This window comes from Neoroseomonas lacus (assembly GCF_014644535.1).
Taxonomy (GTDB): domain Bacteria; phylum Pseudomonadota; class Alphaproteobacteria; order Acetobacterales; family Acetobacteraceae; genus Neoroseomonas; species Neoroseomonas lacus.
Map to the genome: position 1 here is coordinate 447,997 of NZ_BMKW01000002.1, position 13,911 is coordinate 461,907.

A 13,911-nucleotide genomic window follows, 5' to 3' on the forward strand; every position below is an offset into this window, starting at 1 on the left:
TCCGCTGGGGCCCGTGTGGCACTGGGTCCGGCCCGGATAGGCCCGGTTGGGGAAAACGGTCGGGCTTCAGCCCGGTTCGGGCAGCCGTTCCGTGATTGTCGTGGCGCCATTGGTGCGGGCGCCGATGCGAATGGTCTTCACCCGCGTCTCGGGCTGCGGGCGCTTGAGTTCCAGGTGCAACAGCCCATTGTCGAGCCAGGCGCCTTCCACATCCATCCCTTCCGCCAGCACGAAGGCGCGCTGGAATTGCCGCGCGGCAATGCCGCGATGCAGGAAGATGCGGCCTTCACTGTCATCCTGCTGGCGCCCGCGGATCACCAGTTGGTTGTCTTCCTGCGTGATCTGCAGGTCGTCCATGGCGAAGCCGGCGACGGCGAGGGTGATGCGCAGCCGGTCTGGGCCGATCTGCTCGATATTGTAGGGCGGGTAGCCATCGGCATTCTTGCCCACGCGGTCGAGCATCTGTTCGAGATGGTCGAAGCCGAGAAACAGGGGCGAACCGAAAAGCGGTGGTCGAGACACGAAGGCAGGCCTCCTCATCCGAGAGCGAAGCGGGCGGCGGGACCCGAAGCATCCAGCCGCTACGTGATTTTGGCGGGGGGGCCGGCGGTTGCAAGGGGGGGCGGCCAAGGCTACATCCGGCCAGCCCCGCCATGACCGATCCCGCCGCCACCTTGCCGATCCTGCTCGTCCCCGATGCGCGCTTGCGCGCCAAGGCGAAACCCGTCGCCGCCGGCAACAGCGACGCCGTGCGCGCTCTGTCGGAGAAGATGCTGGCGACGATGTATGCCGCGCCCGGTATTGGCCTGGCCGCGCCGCAGGTCGGCGAGATGCTGCGCCTGGTCGTGATCGACCTGCAGAAGGAAGATGCGCGCGCGCCCCTCGTCCTGGTGAACCCCGAGGTCGTGGCTGAGAGCGACGAACTCGCGACACGCGAGGAAGGCTGCCTGTCGTTGCCCAACCAGTATGGCGACGTCACGCGCCCCGCCCGGGTGAAGGTACGCTACCAGGACCTGACCGGGGCGAAGCGCGAGATCGAGGGCGAGGGCCTGCTCTCGGCCTGCCTGCAGCATGAGATCGACCATTTGAACGGCGTGCTGTTCGTGGATTATCTGAGCGTGCTCAAGCGCAACATGTTGCTGCGCAAGTTGGCCAAGGAACTGAAGGCGAAACAGCGGGACTGACGGCGCGGTCGTCCTCGGGAAGGGCTTTGCCCTCCCCGAACCCCATCTGTCATCGGGGAGGGCCTGCCCTCCCCGAACCCCACCGGCCAAAGGCACAGGCCCTTTGGAAACCATCACTTTTCGGGAGCACCCTGCCCATGTGGCGCACCCCAATTCGAGGGTTCCAAGGGCCCTTAGGCCTTTGGCGGGGTGAGGTTCGGAGAGGGGCGGCGCCCCTCTCCGGCGCGTGACGCTATGCGAATCGCCTTCATGGGCAGCCCGGACTTCTCCGTCCCGGCGCTGCGCGCCCTGCATGCCGCCGGCCACGATATCGCCGCCGTCTATTGCCAGCCGCCGCGCCCCGCTGGCCGCGGCCAGAAGGAAACCCCCTGCCCTGTCCACCGCGCCGCGCTCGACCTGGGGCTGGAGGTCCGCACTCCCACCCGGCTGAAGCGCGACACCGCCCAGCATAAGGCCTTCGCGGCGCTAGACCTCGATGTCGCGGTGGTCGCCGCCTATGGGCTCATCCTGCCCAAGGCGATGCTCGATGCCCCCCGTCGCGGATGCATCAACATCCATGCCTCGCTGCTGCCGCGCTGGCGCGGGGCGGCGCCGATCCATGCCGCGATCCTCGCCGGTGACACCGAAAGCGGCGTGACCATCATGCGCATGGAGGAAGGCCTCGACACCGGCCCGATGCTGCTGACGGAAGCCACGCCGATCGGCTCGGACACCACCGTCCAGGCGCTGCACGATGCATTGTCGGAAATCGGCGCGCGGTTGGTGCTGCGCGCCCTGGCCGAGGACCCGCCCGCCATCCCTCAGCCGGAGGAAGGCGTCACCTACGCTGCGAAATTGACCAAGGAGGATGGTCGGCTCGACTGGATGCTCGACGCCGCCGCGCTCGAACGCCGCGTGCGGGCGCTGAACCCCTGGCCGGGCACCTACTTCACCCAGGCCGGCGAACAGATCCGTTTGCTCGCCGCGCGCGTCGAGGCCGGTACCGGTGCGCCCGGCACGCTGCTCGACGATGCCGCGCTGGTCGCCTGCGGGATTGGCGCCTTGCGGCTGCTGCGCCTGCAACGCCCCGGGCGGGCCGCGATGGAGGCCGAGGCCTTCCTGCGCGGCTTCGCCCTGCCCGCCGGCACCGTGCTCGGCTGATGCCCTCCTACGCGCTGCTCTTCGAATATGACGGCACGCCCTTCGTCGGCTGGCAGCGCCAGGCGACCGGGCTGTCCGTGCAGCAGGTGCTGGAGGAAGCCGCCGCGCATTTGAATGGCGGCGAGGTGCCCACCGTCATCGCCGCCGGGCGCACCGATGCCGGCGTCCATGCGGAAGGCCAGGTTGCCCAGGTGACGCTGGCCGGTGATCTGCCGCCCGAACGGGTGCGCGAGGCGCTGAACTTCCACACCAAGCCCCACCCCATCGCCGTGCTGGGCGCGGCGGTGATGCCGGAGGATTGGTCGGCGCGCTTCTCGGCGATCGGCCGGGCCTATCGCTTCCGCATCCTGAACCGGCGGGCCCGGCCGGCGCTCGATCTCGGCCGGGTGTGGCATGTGCAGCGGCGGCTCGATGCGGCAGCGATGCATGAGGCGGCGCAGGGGCTGCTCGGAAAGCATGATTTCTCGGCCTATCGCGCCACGGCCTGCCAGGCGAAGTCACCGCTGCGCACGCTCGACCGGCTGGATGTGGCGCGGCTCGGCGATGAGGTGGTGATCACCGCCGCCGCGCGCGCCTTCCTGCACCACCAGGTGCGCAACATGGTCGGCACGCTGGTGGAGGTCGGCATGGGCAGGCGCCCGGTCTCCTGGCCGCGGAGCGTGCTGGAGGGCCGCGATCGCGGCCGCGCCGGCCAGACCGCGCCACCGGAAGGGCTGGTGCTGACCGGCGTGCGATACCCCGAGGCGATCGACTGGCGCTGAGGGTCAGCCCAGCGCGAACTTCGCCGCCAGCCCCGACAGGAACAGCGATATGCCGAGGTCGAGCGCCACGAACGCCGCGGCGCGTGGCCCGGAGAGGCCAAGCGCGAGGCGCGTCGCAAACCACTGCAACCACATCGCATAGCCAAGGCCGAGCAGCGCGAGCGTATCCGCCATCAGCCCCGGCAGGCCGAGCAGTTCGGGCAGCGACAGCAGCGCCACCACCACATACTGGACCAGATTCACCCAGTTCCAGGCGGCAATGAAGCGTGGCCACAACACGCGACGCCCCATCGCCTCGGTCAAGGGCAGCGAGGCCAGGGCAAAACCGGCCCAGGAGCAGATGAAGGCGATCAGGTCGGCGGCCAGCGCACGCACCGGGTCGACGGCGACCACGGCCGGGCCACCACCCATGCGCAGCAACAGGAAGATCGGCAGGCACAGCAGCGCCGCGAGGAAGGAGACGCGCGCATCCTCCATGGTCGGCTCGAAGGCGTCGATGCCATCGACCTTGCCGCGGGCGAGCAGCAGCGCGCCGGCGATGCCGCGCACCGCCGGGCCGGGCGGCGGGGGGGCTGCGCCGCTCAGCCGAGAATCTCCGCGATGATCGTCTGGTAGGCGGCGGCCAAGCGGCGCAACTCCGCCACCGAGGCGTGCTCGTTCACCTGGTGCAGCGTGGCGCCGACCGCGCCGAATTCCGCCACCGGGCAATAGCGCGCGATGAAGCGCGCATCGGAAGTGCCGCCGCCAGTGTCGAGCGCCGGCGTCACCCCGGTGCTGCGCGCGATGGCGCGCGACAGCGCATCGACGAAGGGGCCGGGCCGGGTAAGGAAGGACTCCCCCGAACAATCCACGTCCAGCGCGTAGGCACAGCCGGCGGCTCGCAATGCAGCGTGCAGCCGCTCGGTCAGCGTCGCGCTGGTGTGGTGGTCGTTGAAGCGGATGTTGAGCATCGCCCGTGCGGTCGCCGGGATGACGTTCGAGGCGCGATTGCCGACATCGAATCCCGTCACCTGCAGCGTGGTCGGGGGAAAGAACTCCGACCCGTTGTCGAGCGGCGCGGCGAGCAGCGGCCCCAGGGCGGCCACCAGCCGATGGATCGGATTGTCGGCCAGCGCCGGATAGGCGCTGTGCCCCTGCTTGCCCTGCACGGTGATGCGCCCGGTCAGGCTGCCACGCCGGCCGATCTTGATGGTGTCGCCCAGTGCGCGCCGGCTGGTCGGTTCGCCGACCAGCGCCATGTCGGGCACCTGGCCGTTCGCCTGCATCCATTCCAGCACCTTCGCGGTGCCGTCGACCGAACGGTCCTCCTCATCCCCGGTGATCAGGAGGGAGATCGAACCGGGATGGTCCGGATGCGCCGCCAGATAGTCGGTCAGCCCGGCGATGAAGGCAGCGATGCCGCCCTTCATGTCGCAGGCGCCTCGGCCAAACAACAGCCCGTCGCGCACCTCGCCGCTGAACGGGTCATCGGTCCAAGCGGCGACATCGCCGGGCGGCACCACATCAGTATGCCCCGCGTAGCAGAGATGCGGGCCCGCCGTGCCGCGCCGGGCGAACAGATTGTCCACCCGGTAGTCATCGGGTCCATAGACCAGCCGCGTGCAGGTGAAGCCAAGCGGTTCCAGCGCCCGTTGCACCACATCCAGCGCGCCGCCATCGGCCGGTGTGACAGACCGGCAGCGGATCAGCGCCTGGGCGAGCGGGATCGGATCAGTGGTCACCGGGGCGATCAGTCGCGCAGCAGCTCGTTGATCGCGGTCTTGGCCCGGGTCTGCGCATCGACGCGCTTGACGATCACCGCGCAGTACAACGAGGGCCCCGGCGACCCGTCCGGCAGCGGCTTGCCCGGCAGCGCGCCCGGCACCACCACGGCATAGGACGGCACGCGGCCGATGAAGATCTCGCCCGTCGCGCGGTCGATGATCTTGGTCGAGGCCCCGAGATACACGCCCATCGACAGCACCGCGCCGCGCTCGACGATCACGCCCTCGGCGACTTCCGACCGAGCGCCGATGAAGCAGTCATCCTCGATCACCACCGGATTGGCCTGCAGCGGCTCCAGCACGCCGCCGATCCCCACGCCGCCCGACAGATGCACGTTCTTGCCGATCTGCGCACAGGAGCCGACCGTCGCCCAGGTGTCGACCATGGTGCCTTCGTCGACATAGGCGCCAAGATTCACGAAGGAGGGCATCAGCACCACATTCTTCGCGATGAAGGCCGAGCGGCGCACCACGGCCCCGGGCACGGCGCGGAAGCCGGCCTCGCGGAAGCGGTTCTCGCCCCAATCGGCGAACTTCAGGGGCACCTTGTCATAGGCGCCGGCGGCGGTGTCCATCGGCGCCGAATCAACCAGGCGGAAGGACAGCAGCACGGCCTGCTTCAGCCACTGATTGACCTTCCAGCCGCCCTGGCCGTCCGGCTGCGCCACGCGGGCCTTGCCGGAATCGAGCAATTCCAGCGCCGCCTCGATCGCCGCGCGGTCGTCGCCGCCGGTGGCCGAGGTGATGCGGTCACGGGTCTCCCACAGCGATTCAATGCGGGCCTGCAGGGCGGTGATGTTCATGGCGTCCTCGGGCGATCGGAAAGGGCAAGGCTGCTTGGCGCCGCCGCGGCTGCCTGTCAACGCGCCACGGTAACCGGGCATTCATTGCCGATGCCGTTCCATGCCGCTGATGACGACGGCCCTGCGCCCTGAGGAACGATCGGCGACCATCCCGCCCGCGGCTGCGGCGGCGGCGGCGCTGCATGGCGCCTTGCTGGAATCCCGGCAGCGCTGGCAGGACCTTACAGGCCTCGCGGCCGATTTCGTTTTCGAGACCGACAGCGCCGGCCGTTTCAGCTTTCTCTGGCCCAACCACATCCTTGGCCATGCGGCTGCCGGCTTGTTGGGGCGGCGGGCGGCCTCTCTGCTGCTCGGCACCGCGACCGACCCTTTCGACCAGCGCCATGCCATACGCCACCATCGGGTCTGGATGGCCGGAGCAGGTGGGCGGCCGCGCTGCATTTCCCTGTCCCTGGCGCCGATCGGCGATGCTCGCGGCCAGTTCGCCGGGCTGCGTGGCGCCGCCCATGACGTCACCGACCAGGAAGCCGCCGCCACCGCGGCCGCCGCAGGGCTGCGCCGCGCCGCCCTGCTCGACGCGCTGGGCGAGACGGTGCGCCATGCCGGCACGGCGCGCGAGGCGCTGGCCAATGGCCTCGCCGAATTGCGCGACGCGCTGGGCTGTGTCGGGACGGCCATGGTGGTGCCGGGCGGGAACGGCGCCGAGATCATCGGCGCCACCGCCGAGGTGCCGCCAGGGCTCGGCGCCATTGCCGGCGAGACGCTCGATACGGCGCGGGACTGGCTCGGCGAGATCGATGGCCGTCTACCTGCGGCGCTGTTCCACCACCATGGCCGCCCGCCTGCCATCTCGGCGCTGGCCGCCTGGCGGGCCGCCGGGGCCCGCGGCTGGGATGCCGAAGATCTCGCGGTGCTGCGCACCATGGCGGCCACGCTCGGCGCCGTGCTCGGCTTCAGCCGGCTGCAGGCGACGCTGGAACTCCAGGCCGGCACAGACCCGTTGACCGGGCTTGCCAATCGGCGTGCCTTTCTCGACGCCTTGTCGAATGCCCTTGGCGATGGCACGAGCGGGCCTCGCGGCGCCCTTCTTTTCGCCGATCTCGACAATCTCAAGCCACTCAATGACCAGCACGGGCATGAGGCCGGCGACGTCGCTCTGCGAACCACCGCGCAGATGCTGCGCGAAGCCGCCGGCAGCAGCGGCATCGCCGCGCGCTTCGGCGGGGATGAGTTCACGTTGTGGCTGCCCGGCGCGACCGCCAAGGAAGCGGTCGCCTGCGCCGAAGCGCTGATCGCCGCCGCCGCGGCGTTGCCGGCCGACCGCCCGGCGCCGCGCTTCAGCATTGGCCTCGCCTGCCGCGCACCAGGCAGCGGGGATGGCGCCGACGGCCTGCTCGCCCGCGCCGATGCCGCACTCTATGACGCCAAGCGCAGCGGGCGCGGCGGCTGGCGCATGGCGGAGCCGGCAGCATGACAGCCATCACCGACATCGTCCGCATTCTCGAGGAAGGCCCGGCGAGCGAACGTGCGTCGCTTGCCGCCAATCCCGATGCACCGCCCGAGGCGCTCTACTACCTGATGGCGGACCGCGCGCCGCAAACCCGTGCCGCCGTCGCGGCCAATCCCGCGAGCCCGCACCAGACCTTCACGACGCTGGCGGTCGATGATGACGAGGGCGTGCGGCAGGCCTTGGCGATACGCCTCTCGGACCTCGCGCCCGGCCTGTCATCGGGGCAGCAGGATCGCGTCGCGCAGCTTGCCTGGACGGCGCTCGCCAAGCTGGCCGAGGATACCGTCGAGGAGATCCGCGCCACCATCGCCGAGGCGGTGAAGGACCTGCCGGAGGCGCCACGGTCGATGATGCTCGCTCTCGCCCACGACACCAACCTGCGCGTGGCCGAACCGGTCATCCGCCTGTGCCCGCTGCTGACCGAGGAAGACCTGCTGGGTCTCGTCGCCGCGCCGCCGGTGGCCGCGACGCTGACCGCCATCGCGCGCCGGCCGGCCATCAGCGAGACGGTGGCCGATGCGCTGGTGGCCACCGGCGACCCGGGGACGATCACCACGCTGCTCGGCAACAACACCGCAGCGATTCGCGAGAGCACGCTGGATGCGCTGGTGGTGCAGGCGGCCGAACACACCGCCTGGCAGGAACCGCTTGTTCGCCGTCCTGACCTGCCGCCCCGCGCGGCGCTGGCGCTGGCGCGCTTCGTGGCGGAAGAACTCCTCGCACCGCTGGCGGAGCGGAGCGATCTGCCAAGCGAGATCGCCGCGCGCATCCGCGGCGCCGTGGCGGGGCGGCTCGCCGGCAAGCCCCGGCCTGGCGAGACCGCGGAGGATGCCGCCGCGCGTGCCTCATTGCTGCTGCGCGCGCGCGCGCTGGATGAGGAGACAATGGTGCGCGCGTCGCGCGGCGGCGAGGCACCCTTCGTCGCGGCCGCGTTGGCCGGGCTGGCCGAGGTGCCGCAGGGCACGGTGGACCATGCGGTCACGACGCGGTGCAGCAAGTCCCTGGCGGGGCTGTGCCGCAAGGCCGGGCTGAGTGACACGGCGGCCGAGACCGTCATCGCGCTGCTCGCCCCCACGCCGCCGGCCGCGGCCACGGTGGCGGTCGCGCCGTCGTTGGTGGGCGATGGCGAGTTGCGCTGGCGGATCGACGCGCTGTCACGCGCCGCCGCGCGTTGAGACAGGTTCCGCGCACCCTGGACGGTGACCGACCCAAGGCCGCCAGGCGTGCCGCGGCGTTGTGCCGATGCAGACCGTGCCGGGCCGGCGCCGGAAAGGAGCGGCGGCCCGCCCGTCTCAGGGCCGGATCAGGGTGCCCGGGCCGGCATCGGTGAACAGCTCGGCCAGGATCGCATGCGGCACGCGGCCATCCAGGATCACCGCGCCTTTCACGCCACGCTCGATCGCGTAGATGCAGGTCTCGACCTTCGGGATCATGCCGCCGGCGATCCAGCCAGCGGCGATACCAGCCTTCACCTCGGCCACCGACATCTCCGGGATCAGACGCTTCTCGGGGTCGAGCACGCCGGCCACATCGGTCAGCATCAGCAGCCGTTCGGCGTTCAGCGCGCCGGCGATCGCGCCCGCGGCGGTGTCGGCATTGATGTTGTAGGTCTGGCCATCGGCGCCAATGCCCACCGGGGCGACCACCGGCACGATGTCCGCGCCGATCATCAGCTGCAGCACCTTCGGATTGACGCTTTCGGGCTCGCCGACGAAGCCGAGGTCGAGCACCTGCTCGATGTTGCTCTCGGGATCACGGTAGGTGCGCTGCAGTTTGCGCGCGCGGATCAGCCCGCCATCCTTGCCCGAGATGCCCACCGCCATGACGCCGGCGCGGGTGATCGCCTCGGCGACCTGTTTGTTGACCGGGCCGGCCAGGACCATCTCGACCACATCGAGCATTTCCTCATCCGTCACGCGCAGGCCCTGGACGAAGGTGGACTTCACGTTCAGGCGCTTGAGCATGGCGTTGATCTGCGGTCCGCCGCCATGGACGACCACAGGGTTCACGCCGACCTGCTCGAGCAGGGCGATGTCGCGACCGAAGCGCAACGCCGTCTCCTCCTGGCCCATGGCGTGACCGCCATACTTCACGACCACGGTCGCGTCGTCGTAGCGCTTCAGGAAGGGTAGCGCGCCGGCCAGGATGTGCATGGCGTCGAGCGTTTCGGCGGTCTCGGTCATCGGCGTTCCTCGCCCCATCGCAGGGGTGCCGGTTTCTGGCGGCGCATGGTAGGGCGGTCAAGTCGGGATGGCGCGGATGGATACAACCTAGGCGCACAGTACCCTGGCGCGCTATGCCAGCCGGAACGAACTTCGGTGAGTTCCGCATGGCCCGTACCATCGCCCTGGTCCTCGTCCTGGCCCTGGCCGCCTGCGGCCCGCGCACGGCCGCCGGTCGGGTCGAGGCGGGCCCGCAATTCTGGCGCCCCAGCACCACCAAGGATGCCTGGCGGATCGCTGGGACGCTGGAGACGCGACGCGTCCGGTCCGGCCTTGTCTCACGCCCGGAACATGAAGTGTTCATTACAGTCAACGGCCAGGTCGCGATGCACGGCGCCATGCCGCGCGACCGCACCGTCGAATTCGCCGGCCGTGCCGAAGGGTCCGCTGTCGGCGCGATCTGCACACCCAGGATGGTCGCGCAAGCGACGCTGCAGGTGACCTGCATCGTCATGGTGGCGTACGAGCGGGCGACCTCCCTCTCCTTCACGGCCGGGACAACGCCGCCAGGCTGATCGAGCCTCGCGGCACCGGCCCGCACGACATCTCACGGCATCACGATCCTGCTCGGACGGCCGGCTCGGGATGTGGGCCGGGGAGCCGCGCCAGGATGCCTTCCGAGGGCATTCTCTCATGCTGTCGGGGCACCGATTCGCGGATGCCGCGCGGTTCGCGACCTGATCCGGCCCACCGCTTGCCGCCCCGCCATGCGGCCCGCATAGTCGCCGCAACACGCCGAACGCCAACACGGCCCAACGGAGACCGGAGGTCCCATGGCCCGTCCCACCCGCCGCCTTGCCCGCCGGATGCGCGCCGCATGACGCAGCGCCGCATGCATCTCGTCGCCTATCTCAAGACCGGCCCGACAGCGAACCATCCCGGCGCCTGGCGGCATCCCGAAGCAGCCCTCGACGATATCTTCAGCCCCCAACGCTACGAGCACATCGCCCGGGTGCTGGAGGATGCGCGCTTCGATGCCTGCTTCTATGCCGACACCTTCGGCCTGCCCGACATCCATGGCGGCAATTTCGACGCCTACCTGAAGCGCGGCGGACAGATATCCTATCTCGATCCGCTGGTGGTGATGCCGCTGATGGCACGGGTGACGAAGCACCTCGGCCTCGGCGCGACGCTGTCCACAACCTTCATGCATCCATACTACCTGGCGCGGACGCTCGCCTCGCTCGACATGATCACCGGCGGGCGCATGGCGTGGAACATCGTCACCTCGGCGACCAATCTCGAGGCGAAGAATTTCGGCCAGGACGGCATCCCGGCCAAGGACGAACGTTACGACCGCGCCGACGAAGTGCTCGCCGCCTGCATCGCCCTATGGGAATCCTGGGACGCGGACGCAATGGTGAAGGATCGCGAGGCCGGAATCTTCATCGACCCGTCCAAGGTCCGCTACACGAACTTCGAAGGCAAATGGGTCAAGACGCGCGGCCCGTTGACCATCCCTCGCACGCCGCAGGTGCGCCCCGTCTTCATGCAGGCCGGCTCGTCCGACCGCGGCCGCGACTTCGCCGCTCAATGGGCGGAATTGATCTTCTGCACGCCGCACAGCAAGGCCGACACCATCGCCTTCTACAACGACGTGAAGGCCCGCATGACGAGGCTCGGCCGGGCGCCCGATGCGTGCAAGATCCTGCCGAGCTTCGCCGTGGTGGTCGGCGAGACGATGCAGATCGCGCAGGAGAAATACGCGCATCTGCAGTCGCTGATCGACCCCGAGGCGCAGCTGATGCTGAACTCCTCCCTGATGGGTGCCGACCTGTCCCGGCATCGCGACGTCGCGAGCTTCGCCGCCGCGCAGGGCAACCAGGGCATCAGCGGCTCGATCGACCGCGTCATGCAACTGATGCAGCAGGAAGGCATCAGCTTCACCGAAGCGGCGAGCAAGCCCCGCGGGCTGCTGGTGGGCACGCCGCAGTCCATCGCCGATGAGCTGGAGGATTTCTTCACCGCCGGCGCCTGCGACGGCTTCATCATCTGGCCCACCATCCACCCCCGCATGTTCGAGGATTTCGGCCGAATGGTGGTGCCGGAACTGCAGAAGCGCGGCCTGTTCCGCAAGGAGTATGCGGGCACGACGCTGCGGGAGAACCTGGCCAACCCGTGACGGGCGCGCCGGGAGATTGTCTTGAAATCCCGGCGCCGGCCCGGCCACCCAACGACCGTATCCGTGGCCGGGTCGAGGTGCGAACCGCTGCCGGCGAGACACACCCTCAGCCGGGCGGCTCGCCTTCATTGGGCCAGATCCCCGGCGTCGCGAATTCGCCCAGATGCCCGTCGGGGTCGCGGAAATACAGGCTGATGCCGCCGCGCGGCCACCGTGTCCGCCCTTCCTCGGCGATGCCATGCTCGGCGAGCCGCGCGGCCCAGGCCGGCAGGTCCGCCGCAGCAATCGACAGGGCGTAGTGAATGCGCCCTGCCGCGTCATGCGGCGGGAGGATCCCGCCCGGCATCACCACCGGCTCCGTCGTCCCGCCGCGCAGGAAGACCAACAGCACTGAGCGGCCCACCGCATAGGCCACCAGGCGATGATCGGTGAAAACCGGCGCGAGACCCAGCACCCCTTCATAGAACGACCGGGCGCGCGCCAGGTCGGCGACGTAGATCGCGGTCTCGAGGACACCGGCGATGGGCGGAGTGCTCATGGCCGCATCTTGCTCCCGCACCGCCGCTGGGGGAACCTCCGCGCGACACCCCCAGGAGAGATACCGCCATGGCCCATGCCCTGGGCGCGCCCGCCGCCCCCGCCATCCTGCGCAACACCGAGCTCGACGCCGACACGGTGCGCCAGGCGCGGGTCGACCTCGCCGCCTGTTTCCGCATGGCCGGGCGCCTCGGCATGCATGAAGGCATCTGCAACCATTTCTCCTTCGTGGTGCCCGGCCGCGACGACCTGTTCCTGGTGAACCCCTATGGCTGGGCGTTCAGCGAGATCACCGCCTCGCGCCTGCTGGTGTGCGACTTCAACGGCCATGTCGTGGCCGGCGACGGCGTGCCGGAAGCGACAGCCTTCTTCATCCATGCCCGCGTGCATAAGAATGTCGGGCGCGCCAAGGCCGCCTTCCACACCCACATGCCGAATGCGACGGCGCTGGCCATGCTGGAAGGCCCGCCGCTGGTCTGGGCAGGTCAGACCGCGCTGAAATTTTATGGCCGCACCATGGTCGACGAGGAATATGGCGGCCTCGCGCTCGATGAGCAGGAGGGCGACCGCATCGCGGCGAGCATTGGCGACGCAGACATCGTCTTCATGAAAAATCACGGGGTGATGGTGGTCGGCGGTTCGGTCGCCGAGGCGTGGGATGACCTGTACTACCTCGAACGTGCGGCCGAGGTGCAGCGCATGGCCATGGCGACCGGCCGCACCCTGAAGGTCGTGCCGGAGGCGATGGCGGCGCGCACCTACGCCCAGATGCGCGAAGGCGACCGCGAGAGCGCACGGCTGCATCTGGAAAGCGTGAAGCGCATTCTCGCGCGCGAGGAACCGGACTTCATGCATTGACCCTGCCCGAGGCGCGCCGCGGTCGTCCCGGCAGCGCGGCGGCGAGCAGGTCGAGCGTCGCCACACGTGACGCGTCTTGAGCGCGCCCGGACGGTCGGGGCCGGATGGGGCCGGGTTGGCGCTGCTCGCCGTCACCACGCTCGGCTGGGGCCTCAACTGGCCCGCCATGAAGGTGCTGCTGGCTGAATGGCCGGTGCTGACGACGCGTGCCTCGGCTGGCGCGTTGGGGCTCACGCTACTGCTGACGGTCGCGCTGGTGCGGCGGGAGAAGCTTACGGTGCCGCCCGCACTCTGGCCGCGCCTCGTGCTGACCGCGTTGCTCAACGTCACCGCCTGGATGGGGCTTGCCTCCTTTTCGCTGCTGTGGCTGTCGGCGGCCGAGGCAACCATCATCTGCTACACCATGCCGGTCTGGGCGACGCTGATGGCCTGGGCGATCCTGGGTGAGAAGCCCCACCCGGCGCGCCTCGCCGGGCTGGCGCTGGCGCTGTCGGGGCTGGTGGTGCTGGTGCTCGGCCACGGCGTCGCGGTGGGGCTGGAAAAGGCCCCGGGCGTCGCCTTCGGGCTTGGCTCGGCCATCCTGTTCTCGCTGGGCACGGTGGTCACCAAGCGCTGGCCGCTCGGCCTGCCGCCGACCAGCGCGACGGTGTGGCAGGTCGGCATCGGCATCCTGCCATTGGCGGTGCTCGCGCTCATCTTCGACCGGCCCGAGGTCGGACGGCTGTCGGTAGGCGACTGGGCGCTGCTCGCCTATGGCGGGGTCTTCGCGCTGGGGCTCTGCTACCTGTCCTGGTTCGCCGCGCTGCGACGGCTGCCGGCCTCGCTCGCCTCTCTCGGCACGCTGCTCACGCCCATGGTCGGGGTGGCGAGCGCCGCGCTGTTCCTGGGCGAGCCCTTCGGTTGGCGGGAGGCGACAGCACTGGGGCTGACGTTGTCAGGCGTCGGGCTGGCGGTGCGGGGGTGAGCCTCGTTCAGGGATCTTGCGGCGGCGGTATGCGGATATCGGGCACG

15 protein-coding genes are annotated in these 13,911 nt (G+C 69.9%); 9 read left to right on the plus strand and 6 right to left on the minus strand.

Annotated elements, in window-relative coordinates; all coding sequences use genetic code 11:
• Nucleotides 1–66: 66 nt before the first annotated feature.
• A complete protein-coding gene (locus IEY36_RS05510) occupies nt 67–462 on the minus strand; it encodes an Hsp20 family protein (RefSeq protein WP_229681180.1) in 396 nt (131 codons plus the stop codon).
• Between the two features lie 191 nt (nt 463–653).
• Between IEY36_RS05510 and def the strand changes: the two genes are divergently transcribed.
• The 3 genes from def to truA all read left to right on the plus strand — a co-directional run bounded on the left by def (nt 654) and on the right by truA (nt 3,085).
• Nucleotides 654–1,184, plus strand: coding sequence for a peptide deformylase (def, locus tag IEY36_RS05515; RefSeq protein ID WP_188965908.1), 531 nt, complete (start codon nt 654–656; stop codon nt 1,182–1,184).
• Between the two features lie 234 nt (nt 1,185–1,418).
• Nucleotides 1,419–2,324 carry a methionyl-tRNA formyltransferase gene (fmt, locus tag IEY36_RS05520; RefSeq protein ID WP_188965909.1) on the plus strand — a complete coding sequence of 302 codons (906 nt, stop codon included), beginning with the start codon at nt 1,419–1,421 and terminating at the stop codon, nt 2,322–2,324.
• Nucleotides 2,324–3,085, plus strand: a complete 762-nt coding sequence (truA, locus tag IEY36_RS05525) for a tRNA pseudouridine(38-40) synthase TruA (RefSeq protein WP_188965910.1) — start codon at nt 2,324–2,326, stop codon at nt 3,083–3,085. Before fmt ends, truA begins: the two co-directional genes overlap by 1 nt.
• Nucleotides 3,086–3,088: 3 nt before the next feature.
• Here truA and IEY36_RS05530 read toward each other — a convergent pair whose 3' ends face one another.
• Genes IEY36_RS05530 through dapD form a run of 3 tightly spaced genes read right to left on the minus strand, consistent with a single transcriptional unit; the run spans nt 3,089 to nt 5,651 of the window.
• Nucleotides 3,089–3,634, minus strand: a complete 546-nt coding sequence (locus IEY36_RS05530) for a hypothetical protein (RefSeq protein ID WP_188965911.1) — start codon at nt 3,632–3,634, stop codon at nt 3,089–3,091.
• A gap of 32 nt (nt 3,635–3,666) precedes the next feature.
• On the minus strand, nt 3,667–4,815 hold the full coding sequence (gene dapE, locus IEY36_RS05535; protein ID WP_373290313.1) for a succinyl-diaminopimelate desuccinylase: 1,149 nt from the start codon (nt 4,813–4,815) through the stop codon (nt 3,667–3,669).
• Entirely contained in the window at nt 4,815–5,651 is an 837-nt protein-coding gene (gene dapD, locus IEY36_RS05540; RefSeq protein WP_188965912.1) for a 2,3,4,5-tetrahydropyridine-2,6-dicarboxylate N-succinyltransferase, read from the minus strand. The genes dapE and dapD overlap by 1 nt, the downstream gene beginning before the upstream one ends.
• A gap of 100 nt (nt 5,652–5,751) precedes the next feature.
• Here dapD and IEY36_RS05545 point away from each other — a divergent pair, with 100 nt between their 5' ends.
• Together IEY36_RS05545 and IEY36_RS05550 are read left to right on the plus strand one after the other, a co-directional pair.
• A complete protein-coding gene (locus IEY36_RS05545) occupies nt 5,752–7,125 on the plus strand; it encodes a sensor domain-containing diguanylate cyclase (protein ID WP_188965913.1) in 1,374 nt (457 codons plus the stop codon).
• Nucleotides 7,122–8,336 (plus strand): DUF2336 domain-containing protein, encoded by a 1,215-nt coding sequence (locus tag IEY36_RS05550; protein WP_188965914.1) that lies wholly within the window; start codon nt 7,122–7,124, stop codon nt 8,334–8,336. Before IEY36_RS05545 ends, IEY36_RS05550 begins: the two co-directional genes overlap by 4 nt.
• A 117-nt stretch (nt 8,337–8,453) precedes the next feature.
• Here IEY36_RS05550 and argB read toward each other — a convergent pair whose 3' ends face one another.
• The gene (gene argB, locus IEY36_RS05555; protein ID WP_188965915.1) at nt 8,454–9,344 is read right to left on the minus strand and encodes an acetylglutamate kinase; all 891 of its coding nucleotides are present in this window, start codon (nt 9,342–9,344) and stop codon (nt 8,454–8,456) included.
• A gap of 146 nt (nt 9,345–9,490) precedes the next feature.
• On the opposite strand from argB, the gene IEY36_RS05560 reads away from it, so the two are divergent.
• Nucleotides 9,491–9,898 carry a hypothetical protein gene (locus IEY36_RS05560; RefSeq protein WP_188965916.1) on the plus strand — a complete coding sequence of 136 codons (408 nt, stop codon included), beginning with the start codon at nt 9,491–9,493 and terminating at the stop codon, nt 9,896–9,898.
• Nucleotides 9,899–10,200: 302 nt separating this feature from the next.
• The gene (locus IEY36_RS05565; protein WP_188965917.1) at nt 10,201–11,505 is read left to right on the plus strand and encodes an LLM class flavin-dependent oxidoreductase; all 1,305 of its coding nucleotides are present in this window, start codon (nt 10,201–10,203) and stop codon (nt 11,503–11,505) included.
• Nucleotides 11,506–11,611: 106 nt separating this feature from the next.
• Here the strand turns inward: IEY36_RS05565 and IEY36_RS05570 are convergent, their stop codons facing one another.
• Complete coding sequence (locus tag IEY36_RS05570; RefSeq protein ID WP_188965918.1) at nt 11,612–12,043, minus strand: VOC family protein; 432 nt, start codon at nt 12,041–12,043, stop codon at nt 11,612–11,614.
• Between the two features lie 68 nt (nt 12,044–12,111).
• Here IEY36_RS05570 and IEY36_RS05575 point away from each other — a divergent pair, with 68 nt between their 5' ends.
• Nucleotides 12,112–12,900: an aldolase gene (locus tag IEY36_RS05575; protein ID WP_188965919.1), complete on the plus strand. Its 789-nt coding sequence runs from the start codon at nt 12,112–12,114 to the stop codon at nt 12,898–12,900.
• Nucleotides 12,901–12,976: 76 nt separating this feature from the next.
• Entirely contained in the window at nt 12,977–13,864 is an 888-nt protein-coding gene (locus IEY36_RS05580) for a DMT family transporter (RefSeq protein ID WP_229681152.1), read from the plus strand.
• The last annotated feature ends 47 nt before the right edge of the window (nt 13,865–13,911 follow it).

Coding starts and splice junctions, on each gene's coding strand:
- def (WP_188965908.1), top strand. CDS start 654: ATGACCGATCCCGCCGCCACCTTGCCGATCCTGCTCGTCCCCGATGCG.
- IEY36_RS05560 (WP_188965916.1), top strand. CDS start 9,491: ATGGCCCGTACCATCGCCCTGGTCCTCGTCCTGGCCCTGGCCGCCTGC.
- truA (WP_188965910.1), top strand. CDS start 2,324: ATGCCCTCCTACGCGCTGCTCTTCGAATATGACGGCACGCCCTTCGTC.
- IEY36_RS05565 (WP_188965917.1), top strand. CDS start 10,201: ATGACGCAGCGCCGCATGCATCTCGTCGCCTATCTCAAGACCGGCCCG.
- IEY36_RS05545 (WP_188965913.1), top strand. CDS start 5,752: ATGCCGCTGATGACGACGGCCCTGCGCCCTGAGGAACGATCGGCGACC.
- argB (WP_188965915.1), bottom strand. CDS start 9,344: ATGACCGAGACCGCCGAAACGCTCGACGCCATGCACATCCTGGCCGGC.
- IEY36_RS05570 (WP_188965918.1), bottom strand. CDS start 12,043: ATGAGCACTCCGCCCATCGCCGGTGTCCTCGAGACCGCGATCTACGTC.
- dapD (WP_188965912.1), bottom strand. CDS start 5,651: ATGAACATCACCGCCCTGCAGGCCCGCATTGAATCGCTGTGGGAGACC.
- IEY36_RS05510 (WP_229681180.1), bottom strand. CDS start 462: ATGCTCGACCGCGTGGGCAAGAATGCCGATGGCTACCCGCCCTACAAT.
- IEY36_RS05550 (WP_188965914.1), top strand. CDS start 7,122: ATGACAGCCATCACCGACATCGTCCGCATTCTCGAGGAAGGCCCGGCG.
- fmt (WP_188965909.1), top strand. CDS start 1,419: ATGCGAATCGCCTTCATGGGCAGCCCGGACTTCTCCGTCCCGGCGCTG.
- IEY36_RS05575 (WP_188965919.1), top strand. CDS start 12,112: ATGGCCCATGCCCTGGGCGCGCCCGCCGCCCCCGCCATCCTGCGCAAC.